Here is a 25,409-nt window from a genome sequence, read left to right on the forward strand (position 1 = left end):
CTGCCAGCTTATCGCTTATAGGACTGAAGAGCATTTGCAATAAGAGCCTCCCGCGAACGCCGTGAGGCATGAGATCGCGCGAACAGGCACGGACGCACCCGCTCCGGCCAGGCTCGCGGGGCGTTTCAATCCAGGCAGGCTCCTGCCTCTTTCCACCAGCAACTGAGGACCATCATGGCACTGCTCGATGAAACCGCAGATGGCGTCTACGTCATCGCGGTGACCCCGTTCACCGAAACCGGCGCACTCGATCTCGACAGCACCGACCGCATGGTCGATTTCTACCTGGAGAAGGGCGCGACCGGGCTCACCGTGCTGGGCATGATGGGCGAAGCGCCGAAGCTGACGGCGGAAGAATCCCGCATCTTCGTGCGTCGCGTGCTGAAGCGAGTCGACGGCCGCGTGCCGGTCGTCGCCGGCGTCTCCGCTTCCGGCTTCGCCGCGATGGCCGAGCTCAGCGAGAGCGTGATGGGCGACGGCGCTGCGGGCGTCATGGTCGCGCCGCCGTCCAATCTGCGCACCGACGACCAGATCGTCTCCTACTATGCCATGGTCGCGGAGACGCTGGGGCCGAAGATGCCTTTCGTGCTGCAGGATTTCCCGCTGGTGACGCAGGTGCAGATCACGCCGGCTGTCATCCTGAAGATCGTCGCCGCCCACCCGTCCTGCGTCATGCTCAAGCATGAGGATTGGCCGGGCCTCGCCAAGATCTCGGCCCTGCGCGCGGCCAGTGACAAGGGCGGCAGGCGCATCTCGATCCTCGTCGGCAATGGCGGCATGTTCCTGCCGGAGGAACTGTCGCGCGGTGCCGACGGCGCCATGACCGGCTTCGCCTATCCCGAGATGATGGTCGATGTCTGGAAGGCGCATGCCGCCGGCCAGGTCGAGCGGGCACATGACCTGTTCGACGCCTATCTGCCGCTGGCGCGCTACGAGCAGCAGCCCGGCCTCGGCCTCGCCATCCGCAAATATACACTGGCGAAGCGCGGCGCGATCGCCGCGGCCACACTGCGCAAGCCAGGCGGGGCATTGTCGAAGGTGGATATCGCCGATATCGAACGGCTCGTCGCGCGGCAGGAGCGCCGCCTCAAGGAGATCGGCTGATGGATCTGGGACTTCTCGGAAAGCGCGCCCTGGTATTGGGCGCCAGCCGCGGGCTCGGCGCGGTGATCGCGCAGACGCTCGCCGCTGAAGGCGCGACGGTGATCGCCGCGGCGCGCAGCAGCGATGCGACGGAGAGCTGGATCGCCGGCCTGCCGGCCGATCAGCGCGGCCGCGCCAGCGCCGCGAAGCTCGACCTCACCGATCTCTTTTCGGTCGACGCCCTCGCTGAAAAACTGATCGCTGAAGGCGGCGTCGATATCCTGATCGGCAATTCCGGCGGCCCGCCGCCCGGCGAGGCGCGAGACGCCAAGCGCGAGGACTGGCTGAAGCATTTCGAGGGCATGGCGGCCAACCTGTTCCATCTGGTGCAGCGCCTCCTGCCCGGCATGACGGAGCGCGGCTTCGGCCGCATCGTCACGATCGCTTCCTCCGGCGTCGAGCAGCCGATTCCGCGGCTTGCTCTCTCCAACGGCATCCGCGCCGCCGTGATCGGCTGGTCGAAGACGTTGGCCTCGGAGGTCGCGGGCAGCGGGGTCACGGTCAATGTCGTGCTTCCCGGCCGCATCCATACCGAGCGCGTCGACCAGCTCGACGATGCTGCCGCAGCCCGCAGCGGCGGCACCCGCGATGCGATCGCCAAAGCATCGATCGCGACGATTCCCGCCGGGCGCTACGGCAAGCCGCAGGAATTCGCCGATGTCGTCACCTTCCTCGCCAGCGAACGCGCGAGCTATGTGACGGGCGCGAAAATCCGCATCGACGGCGGTTTGATCAGAAGTGTCTGAGGCCAGCTTGATAGAAGCGCACCTCATGCAACAGTGTCAGCATGCCGACCCCGCGCGCGCTCCGAATCTCGCTCCTGCTCACTCGTCTCGCCACGCGCCGAACGCGCCAAAACAGAAGCCGTGATTGAATGCTGCCCGCGAAGCCAGGTGCAATCTCGTCAAACTACAAACGCCTGACAGTATCTTGCATGCACATGTACGGGGCGCCGGGCCTCGCGATCGTAACGCGTAAAGGGTGAACCTTATCCGGACCGTCTCGGCGACCACTCAAGCCTCGCTCCACCTCGACCGAGCGTCGTGGAGTTGCCCGGCCTCGGCGATCCGAATAGGAAAAGCAGTATGGATATTGTCGCTGTCGGCTACCCCAGCCCCTTGACCAAATGGGCATTTCTTTTCCTTGAGAAGGCACTCCGTCAGATCGTGCCAGATTTATCGGTCCTCCGGTTCGATCGCTTCGACACCCTCGCCGATAAACCATCCAGTACGGAGAACCGACTTATCCTCTCGATGTTTCCCAACCCCGCATTCGCTGAAGATTATCTCAAAACCGGTCAGCGGTGTCTGGTTTTTGCCGACGACTTGATAGAGGCGGTGCGACACACCCAAGCCACGCATCGCATTTCGCCCTATGAGGCGCTTCGTCCGATCTCAGCGGGATTGGTTCTGGCCCGCCCCTTCGCCCAATCCCCGCTCTGCAAGATTGTAGGAAGAGACGTCCGCGGTACGCCGGTCGATATCCTCAATATGTTCCTTGAGCACTTTGGCCTCGAAATCTCCAATGACATCGTCCAGGGCATCTCCCGAGGAATTGGCTTTGAAGACGTCAGTTTGTCCGCCAAACTCCGTGAAGATACGCGCGACCTCGCCGAAACAAGCGATGAGGATCGTGATGTGATCGCCCAGGTGCTCGGCGGGTTGTATAGAAGCCTGGGACACTCTACCCCCGGAGAAATCACTTGGCCACGGCAGTGCTTCCTGTTGGGAGACCGACCGAATTCGGTAACTCCCGTCGCAATCGACTTGACCGGGCGCGCCCGCATCATGTTCTACGGACCGTATTTCCACCTTCCACGCGGCCGATGGAAGGTGCGCGTTTTGGTCGGCTTCTCGCAGAATATTCAGGGCATGCCCTTCTCAATTGATGTCCACAGCAGGGAGTCGCTTGGCAAAGCGCGGATATTTGCGAAGCATGGTGGCATCTTCGACTTCGAATTCGAGGCTAAAGTGACGACCCCTCATGAGCCGATCGAGGTTAGAATTATGAGCGAACAGGGAGCTATCGAGGGGCACATGGGACTAGTTGGCATCGATTTCAAAGAATGGAGCCTTCTTCCCAAAGATATGGCATCGGCCACATAGGCCGTGTCACCATCGCGGTTGACCTCTACTCGCTATTCGCCCTGCCTTGACGCGCCCGAAGGGAGGTAGGCCTCTTTGCATGCCAGCGGGGGCCGCACCGAGGAACCTTCTAACTCCAGCTTCGATCCTGCACTCGTGCGGACCAAACCGAAACCGACCGGCTATGCTGAATGCGATGCGGAATGTTCCCGAATGCCGCTGCTAACCGTCCAAAATACGAGATAAAATAGCAGTGACCAGCCGAACACGGTCAGGGAATTTCCCAATCGCCTTGGCTCCGTCGATTTGTCTGGCAGATTGGGCTCTACGATGCGTTGCAAAAAGACTTGCTGACGCCGTGCTTCCGTCTGGGCCACAGTCAACGAAGCGACCGCCGAGGCAAGTCGTCGCGCGGCGAACTGCTGCTGCAGAACCAAGCGCTCATATTGCGCAACTTTGTCGGCTAGTCCCGTGCCACTGGCCGCGATCAGCTCGCTTTGAGATGCGATCTGCTGCCGAAGAGAAGATATTCGCGCTATCAATGGCGCCAACTGCGGGCTGTTGGAGGCTCCCTGCCGCAGCTGCTCGGCCTGTGCCATCGTCGTCGCCAGTTCCGTATTCAGTTTGCCGATAAGCTCCGTCAGCAACGCTGCATTCTGCTGCGGGTCGAGTAGGAGTTCGCGGTTGCGGAACTGAGTCAAGGCAACCTGACTCGCGACCAAAGCCTCCTCGCCACGTGTCATTTCTTCATCGGCAGTCTTGATTGCATCGGCCCGAACACGCTGGTTGAGGCGATTAACCATCTCCTCAGCCAAATCGAGCAGTGTCACCGCCATCCGCTTTGCAGCAGCAGGATCGAACGCTTCGACCGTCACGGTCAGGACGCCGGTCTCCTGACTGGGTATCGCGCTTATCATCCTCTTGTAATAGCGGTAGAACTCCTCGTCCGAATCGCCGTAGATCCAGGATGGCCATCGTGCCAAGAAATCTGCTTGGGGTACGTCAAAGTAGCTTTTGACCGGCAATCTGACGCTAAGTGAGCTCAAAGCATCGCGAGAGACAAGGTAGGCCTGCACCGAACTTGTTTCATCAGCCCCGCCGGAGAGGCCCGTCGTCTTCAAAAATGAAGCGAGTCCTCCCATTGGGGCTGACTCGGAGGCCCTGCGAACAACGATTTGAGCTTCGGAAACATAGCGATCGGCAGCGACCAAGCCATAATAAAGGCTGGTCAAAACGGTCGGCAAGATGACTAGAAGCGCAAACCATTTGTAGGGCAGCAGTTTCGCGAGCCGAAAAGGCCTCCGCACTGGACGAGCCACAGCAGTTTCGGCGGGCGGCGAGGCATCCCGGAACGGGACAATACGTGACGAATGATCTTGGCTCATTTTGGTCTGCATCCTGCGGCACGCGCCGTCAGAGCGAAGCGTAAATCTCGGTTGCGAGGTCAACGTCGTGGAACACCCGCCCCCGGCCGCCCTTCAGAACCAGAGCCGCCGTGCAATGTTCACGGACGAAGCCAGCGTCGTGAATTGCCACGATCATCGCACAATGCTTTCGACGCACGAAAAGCTCATCATAACATCTCTGGTGGAAGCGCTGGTCTCCGACCGCGAGAACCTCGTCGATCAGAATGCAGTCAAAATCGATGGCGAAGGATAGCGCGAAGGCCAGCCGCGCGCGCATGCCCGTAGAGTAAAATCGCATCGGCAGATGAAGCTGCCGGCCCAACTCCGCGAATGCCTGAATGTAATCCAGCTTCTCTTCGAAGGGGACACCATATATTCGCAGGATGAACCGCACATAATCATAGCCGGTCATCTCGCCTTGAACCACGCCGTCAATCGCGATGGGCCACGACATTGACAGGCCACGGTGAATGATCCCGCTGCTCGGAAACTGCAATCCGCACAAAAGGCTGATCAAGGTCGATTTGCCGGCGCCGTTGCGGCCGAGGATGGCCAACCGCTCGCCCATGCTAACTTCGAAGGAGATACCATCGAGGACCCGGCGTCGACCGATTTCCGTATTGAATTCCATGACGATGTCGTCAGCAACGATTGCCGCCTGAGGACGGGCTTCTGCTTCTTCCCCCCCTCGCGCACCGCCTCGAGGGCGGCCATGCCACAGCACCAGACGGCGCCTGACGCCTGCCTGGAGATCCTGCAGCCACCCCGATTGATGCGCCATGTTCATCGACCGTGATGAGCCCGCGAATCCCGGGCAACCCATCTCACGATCCCGAACAGAGATAAAGCGATTATGACAACCAGCGCGATCAGCAGCAGGCGCCGCGGCTCGATCGCGTAATCGGGCAACGTCGGCCCAGAAATCCGTTCGATGAACACGTGCTGGCGTGACGCCTGCAACCTTGCCGTTTCCGCTTGCTCCAATGCAGCGGTATAGATCCGGTCAGCGAATTCGCGTTGAAGGCTCAATTGCTGATATTCTGCAAGAGCGGGCGTCATCGATCCGTCCGGCCCCGCTAGCTTGCGCTGTTGTACAGCGACTTGCTCATCGATTGCAGCGATCTGGCTACGCAACACTGCCCCCTGATTGCTTGCGGGAGCCGTCTTGGTGAGGTCTGACAATTGCGCTTTGAGCGCCACGCTTTGCGTCGCGAGTTCGGTTATCGTCTTGATGACAACGCCTGACATCGCGACAGGGTCCATCATCTTCTCGCGCAGGCGAAATGCGGTCAGATTAGCCTGAGCCTCGACGATCTCCTTATGGGCCGCGGCGACCTGATCCGAGGCCGCCCGTATCGCATCCTGCCGGGTGCGAGTATCCATCCGGTTGACCAGCGCTTCCGCTCTCGACAGCAAGTGCTCGCTGATCGCCCTTGCGTCCTCGGGACGGAAAGCCTCGGTCGTCAGCTTCACCACACCAGTCATCGGATCATAGTCGACATTGACCATGCGCGAGAAATACTGCTTAAGGCGATACTCGCTGTCGCCGCGGAAAGGCCCAGGGTAGACCGCCCAGAAGTCGGCTTCGCCCCGGGAGAATACCTTGCGGAGATTGAGAGATTCATCGATCGCGCTCATGCCGTCCTGCGACTTCATAAAGGTCACGACAACCTGCGAATCGCTATCGCCTGCACCGCCACTAGTCGACGACGCGGCACCAGCTTGGGCCGAGATCATCGAAGCCAGCCGGCCGCCCCCCGGGCTTTCGGTGTTGCGGACTATGAATTCACTCTGAGAGACATAGCGATCGGCCGCTATCAGGCCGAAGTAAAACACTCCACAGAGGATCGGCAGCACAACCAGCAAGACCCAGCCGAGAATGCCGTCAATATCGGTCCAACGCCGCCTTCGCAGCATGCCGCCATACAAATCGTAACCACCCTGGACAGCAGCCGAGCGCAACGGCCGCAGCACTACGTATTCGGGTGGCGGCGCCTGAACCGACCGATGAGCTGCGACCTGCTTGCGCGCAGAGCTCACGCGCGTCGCGATAAGCTCCTGAATCTGCGGTAGTTTGAAGCGCTTCAGCATACGTCGGTTATCGCCCGCTGATGAAAAGAGTGCGAATAGTGCGAACTACGCATATCAGATTTCCAGGCAACTCGTCATGACCAAGATAGTCGCGTATCGATCGGCACCCACTTGAGAAGCCGCGCCAGCAACGGAATGCTCAACGTCACGCCGCAACGGGAAGATGGATGCCGGCGCAGCCGACCGCACACCACCGTTTGCGACCACGGCATGAATTGATCTTTACGGCTATCCCGCGGGGAACCAGCGGACCGATACAGAACGCCATCAGTTGGCGAAGGGCGCAACCACTCACTCGACATCCGTGCCGCCCGACCTTAAGTTTCCGCTCTCGCAGCGCTTCGACAGCTTTCGTGGAATACTCCTGACGGGGTCGGACGAAACCCCATTCAACGAGGAACAATGCAGCCGCCCCCCCCCGAAACCTCCGGCCGCTCGTCGAGATCTCCGGTATCGGTCGAGCCCCGACTCGTCACTAGGCTGTCGATCCAGTTTCAAGTTATCGCCGCATTGATCGTCCGCAATGTGATGGCCAGATACGGCCGCGGCAATCTGGGCTTCTTGTGGTTGGTCGTGGAACCGATTTTCCTTGTCAGCGGCGTGATGGCTGTCTGGACACTTCTTCATCGGTCCGGGCACGGCGTTCCGATAGCTGCGTTCGTTTTTAGTAGCTACATTCCGTTGACATTATGGCGCCATCTTTCGACAGCCCCCCGTGTTCTCTCCGGGAATTTTGGCCTTCTCTACCACCGTCGGATCACCGTGTTCGATATCATGGTCGCGCGCGCGCTAACAGATATCGCCGGCGTCAGCTCAGCGGGTCTCGTCGTTTACTTCCTTTTGCTTTCCGTCGGAGCACTCGATTGGATAGCCGACCCATCACTTGTGCTAACCGGCTGGCTGCTAATGTGCCTATTCGGCTTTGGAGTCGGATGCGTTACCGCTAGCTTGTCCGAGAAGTCCGAAGTAATTGAGAATCTCATACAGCCGATTCAATATTTACTTTTGCCTATCTCTGGAATATTCTTTATGGTTTCTTGGATTCCCAAAAAATATCAAGAATACCTTCTGTGGGTTCCAATGATTCATATTTATGAGATCATCAGAGCGGGCATCTTTGGAAAAAAAATCTCTACACATTATGATATAAATTACATTTTATTGTGGTCTGTATTTGTGATATTTATTGGCATTATGGGCATCAATTCGTCGCGAAAAAAGCTGAAAACCAGATAAGGATTAGCGGCGATCAAAATACCCTTGTCTTACACCGCTATCCAATGGCAGAACTAATAGGTCGACACGCCTTATCAGCACCCTGGTAAACTAACCTTCCAGAAAGTGGTAATTCGCCAAAGTACTGCAAGCGGTGAAATGCCCTTCCTCAAGCGCAGAGAACTGCCGCAATCGAAGCCGGTAGACGTTACACGGCCGCGCTTATTCCCATGTTTTCTTCCTGGCGCGCAGATCGCGCCAGCCTTCGGCGATGCGGGCCGCGATGATCTTCCAGTCGTGTTCGGCCTCGACGAATGCTCGCCCAGCTGCCCCCACGACCGCAAGGCCGCCGCGATTCGCCGCTGCCTTGCGCAACGCCGCCTTCAGAGCCTCAAGGTTACCCTTCTCGAACAACCAGCCCGTCCGCCCCTCCTGGATGATTTCGGCGATGGCCGCGACGTCCGAGCCGATCACGGGCTTGCCCATCGCCATCGCCTCGAACGGCTTCAGCGGCGAGACCATCTCGGTGATCCGAGTCGGTGTGCGCGGGAAAACCGCAACGTCGATTAGGGAATAATAACGCGGCGCCTCAGCGAAGGGCACGCGCCCCGTCAATACGATCGACCCAGTCCGATCATTCGCGGCGACGAAGGCCCGCGCCTCCTCGTAGACCGGCCCGTCGCCGACCAGCAGCAGGCGGAAATCGAGGCCCTCCCCCGCAAGATCCACCGCCGCACGGCAGAGGTCCATGAGCCCTTCGTACTTGGCGAAGGTGCCGATATAGCCGAAGACGAGCCGTCCACCGATGCCGAGCTCGTCAGCCAGCGCCATGTCCCGCGATAGATCGTGGAAACGGGCCGTCTCGACGCCGTTCGGGGCGATCCGCATCCGCGAAACGTCAACCCCGCGCGATGCCATCTCCTCCCGAACCTGATGCGTGATCGTGAAGACCAGATCCGCGTGGCGCGCAACATGCGCCTCCATCGCTGAAAAGAGATCGAATTGATCGCTCTTCTCATAGGCGGGCTCGTACGAGGCGTGCGTCACTTCCCACAGGCCGCGTATTTCATAGCAGAACGGCAGACCGGTGAGCCGTGCAGCACGCAAGGCCGGCAAGGCCGCCAGCCAGTTCGAGGCCGAGTGAATGATGTCGGCGCCACTCGCAGCGGCAAGATGCGCAATCCGTTCCGCACACTCCTCGACATAACTCGTCAGCGGCATCGTGCCACGATTGGCGAGCGGCCCTCCGAGCCGGGCATAGGTGACACCATCGCATTCCTCGACCGCGGCCTCGGCGGGCCGCTTGCCTTCCGCATCCCAGGGATAGCCGAAGCGAGTAACCGCCAGCACGTCCTCGCCGGCCGCCTGCAATCCCCGCAGCAGGTAATGCGAGCGCATCGCGTAACCGTTACTGTCATAAGGCGGGCTGCGCCAGAGAACATAAAGCCCACGACGCTTAAGGCCAGAAAGCCGGACAGCCGGCGCTGCCGGCAGCTCCGTCAGCAAATCTCGTCGCGCCCAGGACGCGATGACGTCAAAATGGCGCGCCTCCTCGAGCGTTTCAGGGCTCTTCAAGCAAAGCTTACGACGGCACGCTTCGATCGGAAGGTCGATAAGATGGTTGCGCCGCCCCGCCGTCATCAACGCGCTGAGCATTTTTTGATCGACCTCATCGTCGATGAGCCGCGCTATAGCGCCACGCTCTTCGGGATGATCAAGATAAAGCGGCAGAAATTGCTCTATGATCTCTGCAATCAGCGCGTCATGCCCGATCGCAGCTGCTCTCGCCGCGATCGCCTTATAAACCTTTGTCAGTTGAGTATCCTGCGAGGAAGCCGCCACTTCGCTGAGCACCGATGCTTTCGCGGGCGCCACCTGCTGCCAATCGCGCTGGGCCTTCAGAGCGCGAAGACGCATCTGGAGGGCGGTCAGTCGATCGAGCGTCTCCTGAAGGAACTCGGGGCCAAAAAGCACAGGCATTCCGCCTTTCGGCGAGAGATGGCCTAATGCAGCCCGCTCCAATCCCTGGATCAGCGCGTGGCTTGCCGCGCGAGCATCGGCGTAATGAGGCCCCAGCCGACGCCCGCTGCTGCTTGGCAGCCTGCCTCCGCCCACCTGCGCCATCCTCGTCAGGTCATGCAGATTGTGGTCAGGCAGCCAAGGGTCGAACAGATTCTGGTTTTCCAGGGCAGCTACGCTTTCTGGCAGGGCAAGCGTCGTATCGGTCCCGTGGATGCGAAAGACGAGATCGTTGAGTCTCGCGCTAGGTCCCAGGAACGCAGCGAGTGGGATATCAAATCCACAAACTGCGGCATTATCCGGCCGAGATTGCGCACAAGGCCAGGCAAATAGCAGCCTCCCATCGCGCTCGATCGCCAGATGAACAGCCGCTCCCCACCGCCCGAGGACCCAGCCTTTGAGCCGCCCATCGGATACCGTTTCAATGGCCCCTCTCGACGCGATATCGGAATGCGTCAGACTAGTGGGCAGAGGAACGACACTTCCTGCGATATGCGCTTCGATCGCTCCCTTCGGAAGAAGGCCATCGAAGTGAAGAGCGAAGCCGTGCGCGCCGTCGCCCACCGCTGCGAGTCTCAGATCCTCACGAAACACATTTGCCCGGCCTGCGGCCAACAATCGATCGCCGCACCAAACTTCGACAGACAGCCTTGTCTCGGGATCATCCGGATCAAAAGCCCAACCGGTCCAAACGCCATCGACCAAGGCCTCGAGACGGCCGACAAGGCGCGCACGCGCCTGCCTGCCCCTCTGTCCGAAAGCAGGCGATGACGCCGAGGCTGAAGGCGTTGCTCGGCTCATGGTGCTTCCGTGGCAGGCACGTCCTTGTCTAGAAGTAGATCCAACTCCTCGCGGGCAATCAACATGGCCAGACGCCGTTGGGTCTCGAGCAGTTCCTGACAAGTTTCGACATCGACGGGAATTGGCTTAGCGGGCGCCGGCGCGTCCAGAAATGAAACGGTCATCGAGCCGGACGGAGCGGAAAGGTGAAGGCGATCAGTCATAGCCAATACGGAGAGAGATGCAGAAGACGAAGGCGATTGAGTTCGGCTTGGGCAACTATGCCTAGCTCCTGCTCCGGAGCTTCGGCGATAACGGCTTGGTAGAACGCCGCCGCTTCACCATGATCTTGGAGATTCAGCAATGCGCGAGCGCATTGCAAGCGAATGTCGGCACGCGCCAGCCCTGCCGGTTCAATGCACTCCGCGACACGATAAACAATAGTGGCTTCCTTCAATCGCCCAGCGTCCTTCAACATGTTGGCGCGTTGGACACGAAGATCGTTACGAACAGGCATGAGAAACAGAGCAGCAGCATAAGCTTCGGCCGCCTCAGCATAGCGACCAGCGTCACGTAAAGCGTCGGCCGTGATCACCGCGTCCTGCTCGCTGGCCGGACGGCTCCTTGAACCATCATCAAGCCCTTGACCATTGGCGGCGATACGCGCCGATTTCGGGATCCAGTCATGGATGCTGGCGCCAACCCCTCGGAAAATCCCAGCGAGCCAGCGATACATTCCAATCCCTTTCATCGGCCTTCGGCCAAGCCAAGCACACCGTTTGGTCGCCCCCAAAACAGGCCAAGCGTGACATCTTGTGTCCAGCTTTTGGGATCACTGGTCCGATCGAGACACAGCGCGGCAGAGGCTGGCAAAACCTGGCGCAGAGCGCAATGATAGGCCGCGCAAAAGGTTGCGCTATAAGGCCAGCGTCCACCGCCTTGGCAGCTTTCCGCTTCTCTTGAAGCGGCCGCAGCCATAACCTCGCGAATTTTAGCCGCACCGAGTCCCGCCCGCCGGAGAGCCTTCGGCGCGACAGCGCCGATCAACGCTAGAGCCCGTGCCTCCAGACCCAAATGCTCAAAACAGCTATTGCCGGACCCTGTATCGACCCGGCAACGCCAGCCCTTCGAGCCATTCACCTGAGCCACAGAAATATAGCCGCCACGCTCAGTAACGCGGTCATCGCCGCGTCCATAATAAGCTAGATTGGCAGAGCCCTGCGCTTCGTTCAGTTCGTCATGTTCTGCCCGCAACAAGGTCGCAAGGCGCTCAGCATAGCGCGGATTGGGCTCCTGTGAATTCGCGAGCGCCAGAACTGCCGCCATCATCATATTGATGTTCTTGACATGAAAGCCAGCGTCGCATGGCCCTTTCGTCTTGAAATAGTAGAATCCACCGCCAGGTATTGGCGCACCAAGGTTCCAGGTCGCTGTGAGCATCGCTTTCACCGCGTCCGAAAAGCGCGTTTCGCTAGTCACCTGATGCAAATCGAGCAGAAAGTGGCCGATCCGAGCATCATCATAGAGCTCATCGGCATATGGCCCGTTGCGTGGCAGAGTGCAGTTCCGCGAAAATGTCGTATTGGATCCGTCGCCCGGACGGCTTGTTCCTGCGGCGGGCGACCAAAAGCGCCCCCAGCCAATCTTGCCATCATTGTCGAGATCGGCATTGACGAGCAGATCATCGCCCGCTTGTCGGGCCATATTAAGGAATTTATCCCCACCGCCAGCTCGATAAGCTTCAAGCAGCAAATGGGCTGTAACGGCAACCGTCGAGGCAGCCCGTTCATCGGACCGCCTCTGCGGAGCAAAGCGATACAATGTCGGTCGCGCATATTTGCCGGCGCTCTCCAAAGCCCGAGCCAACAGTACGGTTTCAATCTCTTTCGCGCTCTGCCCTTTCGAGAGCTCCGGTGTCTGCCCAACAGCCGAAGCGGCAAGCGCGAGGCCAACTAGCCACGCAAGAGCACCGATCATGCCGCTTTTTTTGCGCATCACATTTTTTTTCCGGCGCGCAGATCGCGCCAGCCTTCGGCGATGCGGGCCGCGATGATCTTCCAGTCGTGTTCGGCCTCGACGAATGCTCGCCCAGCTGCCCCCACGACCGCAAGGCCGCCGCGATTCGCCGCTGCCTTGCGCAACGCCGCCTTCAGAGCCTCAAGGTTACCCTTCTCGAACAACCAGCCCGTCCGCCCCTCCTGGATGATTTCGGCGATGGCCGCGACGTCCGAGCCGATCACGGGCTTGCCCATCGCCATCGCCTCGAACGGCTTCAGCGGCGAGACCATCTCGGTGATCCGAGTCGGTGTGCGCGGGAAAACCGCAACGTCGATTAGGGAATAATAACGCGGCGCCTCAGCGAAGGGCACGCGCCCCGTCAATACGATCGACCCAGTCCGATCATTCGCGGCGACGAAGGCCCGCGCCTCCTCGTAGACCGGCCCGTCGCCGACCAGCAGCAGGCGGAAATCGAGGCCCTCCCCCGCAAGATCCACCGCCGCACGGCAGAGGTCCATGAGCCCTTCGTACTTGGCGAAGGTGCCGATATAGCCGAAGACGAGCCGTCCACCGATGCCGAGCTCGTCAGCCAGCGCCATGTCCCGCGATAGATCGTGGAAACGGGCCGTCTCGACGCCGTTCGGGGCGATCCGCATCCGCGAAACGTCAACCCCGCGCGATGCCATCTCCTCCCGAACCTGATGCGTGATCGTGAAGACCAGATCCGCGTGGCGCGCAACATGCGCCTCCATCGCTGAAAAGAGATCGAATTGATCGCTCTTCTCATAGGCGGGCTCGTACGAGGCGTGCGTCACTTCCCACAGGCCGCGTATTTCATAGCAGAACGGCAGACCGGTGAGCCGTGCAGCACGCAAGGCCGGCAAGGCCGCCAGCCAGTTCGAGGCCGAGTGAATGATGTCGGCACCGCTCGCAGCGGCAAGATGCGCAATCCGCTCCGCACATTCCTCGACATAACTCGTCAGCGGCATCGTGCCTCGATTGGCGAGCGGCCCTCCGAGCCGTGCATAGGTTACGCCGTCGCATTCCTCGACGGCTGCCTCGGCGGGCCGCTTTCCTTCCGCATCCCAGGGATAGCCGAAGCGAGTAACCGCCAGCACGTCCTCGCCGGCCGCCTGCAATCCCCGCAGCAGGTAATGCGAGCGCATCGCGTAACCGTTACTGTCGTAAGGCGGGCTGCGCCAGAGAACGTAGAGACCACGACGCTTGAGACCCGAAAGCCGAACCGCAGGTGCAGATGGCAATCTGGCAAGCCGCGAGCGATCCGTCCAAGACGACAGCAGGGCTGCGTGCCGTGACTGCTGCACGGTTACTGCCCCGGCGACGAGCAGCGATCTCTCGTAGGCGACAGCGGCCGCCTCCAAGAAATCGTAGCGACGCAAAATCTTCGAAAGACTTCGCAGTAACTTGATACGGCTCTCGTCTCCAAGAACAGCCTGCCAGCAGGCAGGCTGTTCAATGACGGCAAGCCAAGCCGGGAGAAAATTCTTATCAGCCCAGCTATCAAAGGCCTTATCGGTCAAATGCTCGATGGCATTGGCGAGATCATCGAGCACGCTGGCGAAATCGCGCTCTACTTGCGGTCGCACGCGCCGACCTCGGCCAGTCCGCCTCGGCTTCTGAGCGCCCCGACTAGCCCAGGAAGCCACGCCCGATGTCTGCTGCCTGGACTGTTCCAGCACAGACAACCGATCCAGTAAACTTTGCAGGAGAGCTGCCGAAACGCGCACAGGCTGCTCGCCAGCCGTAGACCGGCGCCCCAGTGCAGCCGAACGCAAGCCTTCGATCAGACCTTCGCGCGCTTCTCGCGGGCCAGGAAAACAGGGCTTGAATGACAGCATCGCGTCGCCGACCACGATGGCATTGTCGACCTCGACAAGATGGCTGGGAAAAGCCAAATCGACCCCTGCCCCTGCGATTGTCAGACGCAGCCGATGCGTCTCAACACGACCTTGGACAATATGCCCAATCGGTATGGAAAAGGCATGCTTACCCGAGCCGATGCCAGCCCGGCGCAGATCATCGCGCTCCAAGCCGCAGGGCCATTCCAGAAGGAGCACGCCGTCAAGGCGCAGTTCGATAGCCGCCGGCGCATAATCCTCGCCATGTGCCCAGCCAATCAATCGGCCAGAGCGTAACCCGTCGATTCGACCCTCCGGTGGCCGCGCTCGTCGAAGAATGGAAGGCAGGTTCGCAACGGAGCTTACGGGCCGAACCTCGACTGTCTCCGACTTAGAGAGAGCTCTTTCCAGCACGATCTCGAAAGCATGCGCGCCATCGCCGACGCAGGCGAAATCAAGATCCTTTCGATAACGATCCGCCCTCGCCCGGCCGATCACCTCGTCACCACTCAGCGCCTCCACCTCGATCCGCGCGTCAGGCCTGGCCTGGTCGAACGCCCAACCCACCACCTTCTGGCAGTCGATCCGCTCCAGACATCCCACGACGTCGGCACTGACGGACATGTCGATCGCCGCAATCAAAGGCTACCTCCCGATAGAATACGGTTGAACGTCCCATTCAGGATCCTCGGTGCCTTCATCTCGCGCAGCATCGAGAGCCCCAGCCAGCCGCTCCCGTAAAGCCTCGAGCCTCAGGCGCCGCTCGGTATTCAAAAGCTTGATTAGAACGCGCATATCGAGGGCAATCAGAGTATCGCCCGAAGGAGATTCGAGGAAATTTCTAGATAGTTCATCCGTCATGGTACGTTAACCCAGTATTCTCAGGCACAGCAGGGACCGCGCGATCGGCAGTGGCGCATACACCTGCCAAGGACATTATACCAGCCTCTGAACCGTTGTCTCATTTCTCCGAGGCGCGGCTATGGCTCAAGCACTTGACTTACCAGTTATCATCCGCGCTCCAGAGTTCACTTCAATCGAGGTGCTGAAGCCTCGTCTTCAGCCAAGAGCTGCCAACTCGACCGCAGCAACATTGGCACATTCGCCCTTGGCAATGCCGAGACATTGCCAATAGGCGTCCCGCGCCTCCCCTCTCCGTCCGCCTTGATCAAGCGCCCGAGCCATCTGCAACAAGACGTCAGCACGCACATCGTCGCCGACGCTGAACGCAAGCGCGATACGGTACACATCCGCTGCGCGCTCACAGCTTCCACTGTCTTTCAGCATGTTCCCCATCTGCACCCGTAGATCATTGCGAGCGGGCTGAATGCGGAGGGCAGCCTGATAGCCTTCAGCCGCCTGAGCGCAAAGCCCCGCATCTCGCAATGCATCGGCCTCAGCCACGAGGTTTTCGATTAGCGACAGCGCGTGTCGCAGCCTCCCATCACTGTCCAACCGGCGCGATGACGGCCGGCCGACCAGTGAACGGAAAACCTCGCCCAGACTCATGCCACGCCCTGATCAAGCTCCGCCTCTTCCGGGCTATGCACCGCCAGAGGTGGGAAGCTCTCAACTATCAGCCTCTGCTTGGGCCGGAACGCAGATTCACGACGAGCGGCAGCGCCTGTAAAAAAGTAGGAGCCGTACTTCAATTTAACAAAATCATCCGACCGCGTGGCGACGTCATTGTCAAAATCATCGCGGAACTTAACGATACGCTCTCGCGCCAGTCGAGCGATGTCTGTGCCCGGGTATGCGAAATCGCGGGACTTTTCAAAGATCGACTTAATTTGCCTACGAATTTTCTGGGCTGTGAAACGGCGCAAGACATCTTCGTCGTCAAACAACTCCATTTGCTTGAAGCCGAAATGTGAAAAAAGCGCCATAAAATACGGAAAAGGCCTGTAGAATATCGAAGCCCTCTTCGGGTAAAGGTAAAACCAACAATCTGGATCCAGCAGAGTTAACGCAAATATCTTACGATGCCCCTCCGAAAGGATGAACCTTGGCGACATCCCATTCGGAACTTTAAAGTATACAGCTCCATCATCGTCAAGAAGATAATCGAGCGTTTCAAACAGCGTTGTCGTATCGTATATATGCTCAAGAACATCGTTCAAGATAACAAGGTTGAACGACTTTGGCGGGAACGCTCTCCGTAGTGAGCTCCCGGCAGCATCGTGAACCTCGAAACGAATGTCGTGGACCCCACTGGCATTCGCCTTGGCATACTCGATCAACTTTGGGCTGACGTCGATGCCAACCACCTGCGCACCCCGATCGGCCAGCGCAAGCGCGTATCCACCATAGGCGCAGCCGACATCCAGCGCGCGTATACTCCGAAAATCGACATCGAATCGCTGGTCGAGGAGCGAGGCAAAAGCCTCACCGCGCTCATTGGTGCTAACCGGAAATGAAAGCGGCGTTTCAGAAAGCAGAATCTCGGGAGTCTTTTTGACGTCCCGAGCGTACATCTCAATGAAATTCATATAAGCCACGATAAAAGACCCCCTTTTTCGGATCTCGAGCGGATGCGGAGGTATGTCAACACTGTCACTGTCGACAGTTTGACCCGGCCCACGCAGCAACACGCAAAACACCACACCACGCTCGCGAAGCTAGCTCCCACTTTATAGCCTAATGGTCAAGCTCAAAGGTATGCCGCAACTCTTCCAAAAACCGAGCAAGCGAAGTCCTCAGTCGCAGGTTCTCACATTATATTTCGAAGGTTCCAGACACACTCGAACCCAGTCAAAACCTCATTTACAGGCTCGCCCCTTTTCGGTTGTGTCTGTGTTCCGGTCAGCCTTGCATGCGCAGCGTGGACAACCGGAAGCCGCATCGAGATTACAGCATAACCCGCTCGCTTACACCGCCCCAGTCCCGAACGTGGCAACACAGGCCCTTGCTCACATTGCGCGGTCAAGCGCGGTCATACATGAGTCCGATCGTATCGATCACGACCTTATTGAAGAATAGCTTTGGATCGAGGCGCTGGAAGGCACGGTGCCCCACAAGACAGACGATGATATCCGCCTCGGCGCGCGCTGTGTCGAGATCGACGAGCGAGACGTTTGCGTGATCGGCCAAGCTTGACGGCAGCACTTTCACCATCGGGTCACAAACGAGTATTTTCTGCTGCGAATTCGCAGCCAAGTGCCCGATAATCTCGAGGGCCGGACTCTCGCGCAAATCCTCGACATCATTCTTATAGGTGACGCCGAGGCAGGCGATCACGGGGTCGCGAAAGCGCGAGGCAGCCTTCTCAATCTTTTCCGTTACGTAACGGGTCTTTTCGAGATTGACCTCGCGACTTTGGCGAATAACCCGACTTTGCTCGGGTGCGCTGTCGATGACGAACCAGGGGTCGACGGCAATGCAATGACCGCCAACTCCAGGTCCCGGCCGCAGGATTGACACGCGGGGGTGCTTGTTTGCGAGGTTGATAGCCTCCCAGACATCAAGATCGAGATGATCGCAGATCATCGACATCTCGTTTGCAAAGGCAATATTGACGTCACGATACGAATTCTCGATCAGCTTGACGAACTCAGCCGTGCGGCTGTCTGTCAGAAACGTCTGACCTTTGACAAAACTATCGTACACCGACCGCGCCGCGTCGGCGCACATCTCGCTGATACCACCAACCACACGATCGTTGGCGACAAGCTCGCGGATCATCTGTCCAGGCAGAATGCGTTCGGGACAGTGAGCGATGCGCAATTGTCCCGGGGAACCCGCCTCCTTGAAGCGAGGGGTCCGCAGATCGGCGCGTGCTGCACAGATGCGATCGCAAATGCGCTCTGTTGTCCCAACCGGAGAGGTCGATTCGAGGATGACGATGTCGTCTGCCTTCAAGAGCGGAATGATCGAGTCGGTCGCCGCATCGACATAGGACATATCTGGCTTGTTCCCATCTTTGAACGGAGTTGGGACGGCCAGGATGTAAACATCGGCAGATTCCTGCGCCCCCAGGGTCGCGCGAAAGCGCCCGGTCTGAGCCGCGGCCGCCATCAGCATACCGAGGTCAGGCTCCTCGAAATGAGCGCGGCCGGCATTCAGGCTCTCGACAACATCGGGATTGATGTCGACGCCAACAACTTCGTGGCCGCGGCTGGCGAACATGGCTGCAGTCGGCAGGCCGATATAGCCCAACCCAACTACGCAGATCTTCTTTTGGCTCATTACGCCAACTCCATCTCAAGGCGCTCGACAATACGTTGCGCTGCCGCGCCGTCCCCGTACGGGAAGACAGGCCGAGCACGGCGGCTATATTCTTGGGAATCGTCAAGCAAACTGCCGACCTCCCGACGTATGACATCGGGATCCGTCCCAACAAGACGGGCAACTCCGGTCGCAACAGCCTCCGGGCGCTCGGTGACGTCACGCATAACGAGAACCGGTTTGCCGAGAGCCGGCGCCTCTTCCTGCATCCCGCCGGAATCCGTCAGAATTATCGCGGCCCGCTTCATCAAATAGATGATGTCGCGATACTCAACCGGGTCAATCAGATGGACCCCCGCGCGCGCACCTAGACGCTCCGAAACGATGCGGCGGACATTCGGGTTGAGATGCACCGGATAGAGAATCTCCACGTCATCACGCTCGGCGATCGAAGCCAGTCCTGAGCATATGCGCTCAAATCCTTCCCCGAAGCTCTCACGCCGATGGCCCGTCACAAGCACGAGACGCTTGTCAGAATCGAGGAAGCCATATCGTTCACTCAGCGTCATCCCCAACGCAGCGTCGGCCTCGAGGATTTTTGCCATCTGCAGCACAGCATCGATGCCGGTGTTTCCAGTCACCAGGATGCCATCCGGCCGCGTGTATTCCCTCCTAAGGTTTTCGGCAGCAGTCTCCGTGGGAGCGAAAAGCAGATCGGCGATCGCATCGATTGCGACGCGATTGAACTCCTCCGGCCATGGATTTCGAAGATCATGGGATCGCAGCCCCGCCTCGACATGGCCGATCCTGACGCGCGCGTAGAAGGCAGCAGTCGCCGCGGCCATCGCCGATGTTGTATCGCCGTGAACGAGCACCATCGCCGGACGCTCGGTCTCAAAGACCTCGCCCATCCGCGTCATGACGCGGGCGGTGATTTGCGCCAAGCTCTGGTTAGGCGTCATAAGATCGAGATCGACATCAGCTTTCTCGCCAAACGCCTGAAGTACTTGATCAAGCATGGAGCGGTGCTGCCCGGTGACGGCGACCCTGACGTCAAGAGCCGAAGAGGCACGCAAAGCTTTGACGACCGGCATCATCTTGATGCCCTCTGGCCGCGTACCAAAAACCACGAGCACCAATGGCCTCCGGGTCACTTTGCTCTCCTATCAAAGCCGATTCGAATCTCAGATGCTCTAGGTGACCGCTCTATCACCTGCATCAGGGATTTACGACATTTCGCTCAGCAGCGGCATTAAAAGTCACGCCGTGCCTTTTTGACCACAGCCTCATTCGAGATCAAAAATTTGGCCTTGAAACTCGATATGACTTTCCAACCAGAAATAATTCGGGGAATTTAGTTTCGCCTATTTTTTCGATTAGGTATCTTTAATCAAGACAAATTACATTCCCTTAATCGAAAAACAGCCCTATACAGCAAACCTTATCTTACAGAAATCTAGATTTTATTTCAATCATAGAACGACAACACATAGACGATGTCTCCCGACCTTTGACGACTGACTAAAGGAAAGCCCCGTCAGGAACACGAAGCTTCCGTACATTATCGGGTGCCGGCGATATCGAGTTTCGCGCCGATCTCGACATAGAGCTCGCCGTAACGGGCAGCCATCGCCGCCGTTGTAAGCCGAGCCCCTTCCCCCCGACACCAGGCGCGCGCCGCCTCAGCTGCCTCAGAAAGGCGTTCCGGTGCGCCAACAAGAGTAGAGAGCAGGTCCAAAAGGAGCTGTGGGTCGGGACGCTCGAGGACCCAGCCGGCACCGCTACCGCGCACCCGTTCCGCCGTAGCGCCGAAATCGAGCGTCACGGCCGGGAGCCCCGCTGCCCACATTTCGGTCAAGGCGTGACACCATGTTTCCGGCCAAATCGATAGGACGAGCCCGATATCAGCGTTCAACTCGTTGAGAAGAGCGGGCAAATCGTCACGACGAAACGGCCCATGTCGATGCAAACCAGGGCGCTCCGGTAGATCACACTCGCCCAATACATGCACTTCGAACTGAGCGCCTCGATCTGCTTCGAGCAACGCTTCAATCAGATCACGCCCCTTGGCCGGGGTCAGGTTGCCGATCGTCAGCAACCGCAGCTTCCGCCCCCCCGCATAAGCCAGGCTCGGATCACGAGCTTGCGCCAAAGGAAAATCCCGACCGTGAGGAATCAGCGCGAAGCGCGCCACTTCAAGTTGCGGAAGGGACCTAATCAGCAAATCGCGAGCCGAAGCGCTCGTCGTCACGAAAGCCGAGCAGGGCAACAGGGCGTGCGCGAAGTTTGCACGCCATTGATGGACGAAACGATGCTTCAGGGGAGGATGCGCCGCACCCGGCCAAAGGTCCGGCTCGCAAGGTGTCGAGCCATCGGTGCACAGACCGCCGCAATGACGCCCCTCACCATCAATCAGCTTCACCGTCGGGCAAACTGCGTAAAAATCGTGGAAAGACAAGACAACAGGGATACCGAGCCCTGAGGCAAGTCTGGGCAATGCGAGTCCGTGCCAAGCAAGATGGCGGATATGGACGATCTCAAAATGTCGCCTCAGAAGCCACGTCCAGACGATTTCGTCGTACTCGCTCGAACGGTGAGGCGCAAATGCAATCGGATTCGCAAGAGTATAGGAGTCTTCAAGGCGGTCATTTTCAGGAAAAGCTCTGAACAGTCGCAAAGTCCGCCCATCGCAATGAAGCAACCACGGCTCGACAATACCTTCGAGGCCGCCCATCAGGTCTCTATTCGTCAGCGGCGTACCGCCGGTCAGTGTGGACACGACGAAAAGTGCGCGCGGTGCGGTGCTTTCAGCGGATGCAGCCGATCGTAGCGCTCCGACAAGGCGCCTGCGCACATCAGACACGACGATATTGCTGGCAAACCGGTCGGCAGCACCGTCGAATTCGGCATGTCGGAGCGTAAGATCGCGCCAATCCGGCAGCATGGCGGGATCTGAGCCGGCCGCACGCGCAGGCGAAGCGTAGGTGCGATCGTCGAGAACGACGGGGCGCCCCCGCAAAAAGGCACGCAAGCACCAATCGAGATGGGCTGCGCCGATATCAGCGTGAAAAACTTCGGCCTCGAAGAAACCGATCTCAGCGAGCGCATCGGCGCGATAATAGAAGCACGAACTCTGGACAGCCGGCAGATCGGGCAGATGGGCGCCACTGGCGTGGCGAACGAGGCGGCTTGCTCGCAAGATCGCAGCGGCGTGAGAAGCTGACGATGGATCGGCAGCAGCAAGAGGGTCATCAGCCGGCGCAAGCAGCGCAAAAGGACCTTCAGCCGCCGAGACGGCGCCCGCTCCAGCTGCCTCGGCACGCGCGTAAGCGGCTGCCCGTAATCCGCCGAGCCAGCTTGGTCCAACTCTTGCTCCGGGAGCCAGCCAGACAAGATCTTTGCCTTGAGCCGCCAAGATCGCTCGATTTGCAAGTGCGACGGCCGCCTCGCCGGGATGGGCGACCAGATGAACGATGTTGTGGCTCCGCTCTTCAAAAAGATCGACAACAACGGCAGAGTTTTTGGCCTCGTCGGGCTCGACAAGGATCAACTTGGTGCGAAGCTCCGAACTTGTGGCAGTTGCCTGAAGCAGAGCTTCGATATCAGCGCGGGCAACCGCAGAGGAGCTATCCAGCACCAGGACCACGGCAATCTCTCGGCCCTCCATGGCGCGCTGCATCGCATAGGCTTGAAGATGGCGGCGCGCGGAGGTCGTGGCGCAGAAGGCCCCCCCGGCAAGAGTTGCCCCATCCGTCATCTGCAATTCCACGGTAGCCCCGTCAAGACCGGGAGGCAGACACAGCCGAAACCCTCCGCCAACAAGGCCAGGACACAGGGCAGTAAGATCGGGGCGCGGGATGTCGGCAAGGATACACTTCAACCGGTCGCCGTTAATGAGGACTTCGATCTCAAGCGGCTTTCCAGGCTCGGCCGCATTGAACGCGAACCCTGTTACGCATTCACCGTCGCGGTGCTCCACCGCGCCTTGACCTCGCACCGCGGAAGAGGCGTGCTGTGCCGTTTGCAAAGGCAGCTTAGCAAGTTCGATGACTGCAACGGTGTCCTCCGGATCAAGACGTGAAGCTTCGACAAGAGCCACGCGGGCGCGAGCAACCTCACCGGCAAGGCGGAAAGCACGCCCAAGTTGGAGGTGAGTGTCTGCGGTAACGCGCAGAGCCAGAGCACCGGCATAAGCTTCCACTGCCTCACGAAACTGACCTGCATCCTTAAGCATGTTGCCTAGCTGCACGTGAAGATCGTCACGATCCGGTAGCCGGGCGAGCGCCACCCGATACAACGTGGCGGCCTTGGCCGGGTCACCGGAATCCCGGGCGGCGTCTGCAGATGCCACAAGCGCTTCGGCAGTCCCTCGCGCTCGTCCAAACCAGAATGCAGAAAATCCGCGCCGAAACCATCGGCGCAGCGATCTCGCCCCCCCCTTTGCGTCAGGCTTCATGCAACTCTCTCAAGGCGCCATCGGCTTGGGTCTGCAGAAAGCGATAAATGATCCAGCAACCGCTCAGCGCTCGGAAAGCGGATCAGGCAGAACGGTTCGATCTCATCAAGAAAGAGCGGATGAACGCTGGGATCGATGTCGAGCCCCCTCCCCCACCGGCGACGCATGACTGCTAGCTCTGCTTGCTGCCGAGCAGCTTTCTCAGGGTGCTCATGATCGCGCCCCCTTGTCTTACCTTCATGGTGAACCAATTCGATCTCGGGCTGATAGACGACTTTGTAGCCCTGGGCACGAACCTTGAAACAGTAGTCGGTATCCGAGAGGGAGATGGGCAACTCGACCTGGTCGAAGCCGCCGATCTCCGTGAATAAGGTACGCCGGGTCGCGAGGAACGCGCCAATAACGGCGGCACATTCACGCGGCGCAGCCCACCGTCCACCAGGGCCCGCCTCGGAGCCAGGCTGTCCAACACCTTCGTTGGCGACCGAACCGCGCCAGCCGGCAATCGCTCCGGCATGCTGAATGGTGCCGTCAGGATAGAGAAGGCGCCCACCAACCACCCCGACTAACGGATCGGCAAAGGCCCGGCGCAGAGCGTCATCCCAGCGGGCGGTCGACATGCGCATATCGTCATTGGCAAAAACCAGCAGGCAGGCCGTTCCACCGAGAGCAGCCTGGGCGTTCAGGCGCGCCCAATTAAAGGCAGCGTCACTTCTTTGAATATGAACATTTGGGCGGACTGCGAGGCTTTCGAGCGCCGCCTTCGTATCGGGGCGGACACTCGCATGATCGACGACGTGGATCGAAACGTCCTGCGGCCTTGAGGCCAATCTCACCAGACTATCGACAAAAGGAACAAGATCCTGAGGATTGTCGCGACTCAGTATCATGACGTCGATACGGTCTGCAGGCGGGTCGTCGTGCATCCCGCGGTCGCCGGACCTGACCCACGGCAGCTCGGTTTTGCCGAGCCGGCGGACTATGGGTACCGGCAGGTAAGCGAGTTTACCTTCACGCGCCAACTGCAGGCGCAATGTATGAAGTTCTTCTGTTCCGCCCCGGACGCTGTCGGCGATCGCATCAAGCACCGGCGGGACGAAAAGCGAACGGCCGGCCGACGGGCAAACGGCCTCGAAAAGCGGATCGCACCCCGCACCAAGTGCAATTCCTTTAGGAACGAATTGCCCTGACGCCGCATCGAGCTCACCAAACTCCTCGTCACAATAGATGGCGACGGGTCGACCTAGCTGAGCTAAACGCTCACGCGCAGCGATCAGCCAACCGACCGCTTCGGGATGGAGGAAGCGGGAATGAGCCAAATGCAGCTTCCAGCCTCCCGCGATCTTGCTGGGTATCGGCGCGCCGCTCGCCAACCCAACGATGCGAGGGTCGAGTTCGGCCGCACGAGCAACCGCTTCGGCGCGCATACCGGAACCGACGCAGGCAACGAGATGCCATCGCTCATCCCGCTGGGCTCTCAGGCTTGCAAGTAAGGCAACGAAAGCTTCGGCGGTGGCCGCTTCGGCATCCACAAGCAGGACGATCGGGCCGCCAGGCGAAGCTGGCGGTGCCGGCAGGTCCTGAACCTGCCGCAGGATATCGTAGCGATGAAAGGGCACAGCGGACAGGGTTGCAATAGCAGGCAGTCGAGCGAGGACATCGTCGATGCGCTGGCGCAATGCAGTCAATTCGACCGCCATCTCCTGTGCGCTTACCATGCGTTTCCAGCGGAGATCGGATGCGTTGCCGGGCCCATCCGTCTCGAAGCCGAGAGCCACAAGTTCCAGGGCGGCATCATCCCCTGTCGGATCGATGGCAAATGCTCGTCGCAGCGGAGCCTCGGCTTCAGCCCTACGACCGGCAAGTTTCAATGCCCGTCCCAATTGAAGCCAGGTGTCGGCATCGTCAGGGCGGCGTTCAAGGGCGTAGCGATAGGCGGTTTCAGCCCCCGCCCAATCGCCTGAATCCTTGCGCATGTTGCCAAGCTGGACAGCGAGATCAGCGCGCTCGGGGGAAAGCGCCAACGCTCGCCCGTAATAACCCGCAGCTTCTGCCACTCGTCCGGCATCGCGCAGGCCATCGGCCTCCTCGATCAAGATAGCGCTTTCAGGCTTGTCGCTTCCCAGCTTCGGCCTCGACACAATGCCACGCGCGCTAAGCCTGCCCAGAAGGTGCCCGATCAAGTCCTTCATCA

General features: G+C 59.5%; 17 protein-coding genes. 4 read left to right on the forward strand and 13 right to left on the reverse strand.

The window, feature by feature from the left end; translation table 11 throughout:
• Window positions 1-174 precede the first annotated feature (174 nt).
• The 3 genes from BLQ70_RS15050 to BLQ70_RS15060 all read left to right on the forward strand — a co-directional run bounded on the left by BLQ70_RS15050 (window position 175) and on the right by BLQ70_RS15060 (window position 3,248).
• A complete protein-coding gene (locus tag BLQ70_RS15050; protein WP_091858023.1) occupies window positions 175-1,104 on the forward strand; it encodes a dihydrodipicolinate synthase family protein in 930 nt (309 codons plus the stop codon).
• Complete coding sequence (locus BLQ70_RS15055) at window positions 1,104-1,889, forward strand: SDR family oxidoreductase (protein WP_091858026.1); 786 nt, start codon at window positions 1,104-1,106, stop codon at window positions 1,887-1,889. The genes BLQ70_RS15050 and BLQ70_RS15055 overlap by 1 nt, the downstream gene beginning before the upstream one ends.
• Window positions 1,890-2,228: 339 nt before the next feature.
• On the forward strand, window positions 2,229-3,248 hold the full coding sequence (locus tag BLQ70_RS15060) for a hypothetical protein (RefSeq protein ID WP_091858029.1): 1,020 nt from the start codon (window positions 2,229-2,231) through the stop codon (window positions 3,246-3,248).
• Window positions 3,249-3,409: 161 nt separating this feature from the next.
• On the opposite strand, the gene BLQ70_RS15065 is transcribed toward BLQ70_RS15060, so the two are convergent.
• The 3 genes from BLQ70_RS15065 to BLQ70_RS15075 are packed head-to-tail and all read right to left on the reverse strand — an operon-like array spanning window position 3,410 to window position 6,724.
• Entirely contained in the window at window positions 3,410-4,612 is a 1,203-nt protein-coding gene (locus BLQ70_RS15065) for a KpsE/RkpR family capsule polysaccharide export protein (protein ID WP_170843422.1), read from the reverse strand.
• A 28-nt stretch (window positions 4,613-4,640) separates the two neighbouring features.
• Window positions 4,641-5,420 (reverse strand): ABC transporter ATP-binding protein, encoded by a 780-nt coding sequence (locus tag BLQ70_RS15070; protein WP_244512031.1) that lies wholly within the window; start codon window positions 5,418-5,420, stop codon window positions 4,641-4,643.
• The gene (locus BLQ70_RS15075) at window positions 5,417-6,724 is read right to left on the reverse strand and encodes a KpsE/RkpR family capsule polysaccharide export protein (protein ID WP_091858034.1); all 1,308 of its coding nucleotides are present in this window, start codon (window positions 6,722-6,724) and stop codon (window positions 5,417-5,419) included. Before BLQ70_RS15075 ends, BLQ70_RS15070 begins: the two co-directional genes overlap by 4 nt.
• 402 nt (window positions 6,725-7,126) lie before the next feature.
• On the opposite strand from BLQ70_RS15075, the gene BLQ70_RS15080 reads away from it, so the two are divergent.
• Window positions 7,127-7,960 carry an ABC transporter permease gene (locus tag BLQ70_RS15080; RefSeq protein ID WP_091858038.1) on the forward strand — a complete coding sequence of 278 codons (834 nt, stop codon included), beginning with the start codon at window positions 7,127-7,129 and terminating at the stop codon, window positions 7,958-7,960.
• A gap of 201 nt (window positions 7,961-8,161) precedes the next feature.
• Here BLQ70_RS15080 and BLQ70_RS15085 read toward each other — a convergent pair whose 3' ends face one another.
• From BLQ70_RS15085 to BLQ70_RS15130, 10 genes are all read right to left on the reverse strand, one after another.
• Window positions 8,162-10,663, reverse strand: coding sequence for a glycosyltransferase family 4 protein (locus BLQ70_RS15085; RefSeq protein WP_170843423.1), 2,502 nt, complete (start codon window positions 10,661-10,663; stop codon window positions 8,162-8,164).
• Between the two features lie 295 nt (window positions 10,664-10,958).
• Window positions 10,959-11,474 carry a hypothetical protein gene (locus BLQ70_RS25370; protein ID WP_139163552.1) on the reverse strand — a complete coding sequence of 172 codons (516 nt, stop codon included), beginning with the start codon at window positions 11,472-11,474 and terminating at the stop codon, window positions 10,959-10,961.
• An 11-nt stretch (window positions 11,475-11,485) separates the two neighbouring features.
• Window positions 11,486-12,733: a hypothetical protein gene (locus tag BLQ70_RS25375; protein ID WP_139163553.1), complete on the reverse strand. Its 1,248-nt coding sequence runs from the start codon at window positions 12,731-12,733 to the stop codon at window positions 11,486-11,488.
• Window positions 12,733-15,237 (reverse strand): glycosyltransferase family 4 protein, encoded by a 2,505-nt coding sequence (locus BLQ70_RS15100; RefSeq protein ID WP_091858048.1) that lies wholly within the window; start codon window positions 15,235-15,237, stop codon window positions 12,733-12,735. Before BLQ70_RS15100 ends, BLQ70_RS25375 begins: the two co-directional genes overlap by 1 nt.
• 417 nt (window positions 15,238-15,654) lie before the next feature.
• Complete coding sequence (locus BLQ70_RS15105; RefSeq protein ID WP_091858052.1) at window positions 15,655-16,104, reverse strand: hypothetical protein; 450 nt, start codon at window positions 16,102-16,104, stop codon at window positions 15,655-15,657.
• Window positions 16,101-17,084 carry a class I SAM-dependent methyltransferase gene (locus BLQ70_RS15110; RefSeq protein ID WP_091858055.1) on the reverse strand — a complete coding sequence of 328 codons (984 nt, stop codon included), beginning with the start codon at window positions 17,082-17,084 and terminating at the stop codon, window positions 16,101-16,103. Before BLQ70_RS15110 ends, BLQ70_RS15105 begins: the two co-directional genes overlap by 4 nt.
• A 433-nt stretch (window positions 17,085-17,517) precedes the next feature.
• On the reverse strand, window positions 17,518-18,780 hold the full coding sequence (wecC, locus tag BLQ70_RS15115; protein WP_091858058.1) for a UDP-N-acetyl-D-mannosamine dehydrogenase: 1,263 nt from the start codon (window positions 18,778-18,780) through the stop codon (window positions 17,518-17,520).
• Complete coding sequence (gene wecB / locus BLQ70_RS15120) at window positions 18,780-19,895, reverse strand: non-hydrolyzing UDP-N-acetylglucosamine 2-epimerase (RefSeq protein ID WP_280140813.1); 1,116 nt, start codon at window positions 19,893-19,895, stop codon at window positions 18,780-18,782. Before wecB ends, wecC begins: the two co-directional genes overlap by 1 nt.
• Before the next feature lie 425 nt (window positions 19,896-20,320).
• Window positions 20,321-23,215: a glycosyltransferase gene (locus BLQ70_RS15125; RefSeq protein WP_091858062.1), complete on the reverse strand. Its 2,895-nt coding sequence runs from the start codon at window positions 23,213-23,215 to the stop codon at window positions 20,321-20,323.
• Window positions 23,212-25,407 carry a tetratricopeptide repeat protein gene (locus tag BLQ70_RS15130; protein WP_091858065.1) on the reverse strand — a complete coding sequence of 732 codons (2,196 nt, stop codon included), beginning with the start codon at window positions 25,405-25,407 and terminating at the stop codon, window positions 23,212-23,214. Before BLQ70_RS15130 ends, BLQ70_RS15125 begins: the two co-directional genes overlap by 4 nt.
• Window positions 25,408-25,409 lie beyond the last annotated feature (2 nt).

This window comes from Allobosea robiniae, assembly GCF_900102525.1.
Taxonomy (GTDB): domain Bacteria; phylum Pseudomonadota; class Alphaproteobacteria; order Rhizobiales; family Beijerinckiaceae; genus Allobosea; species Allobosea robiniae.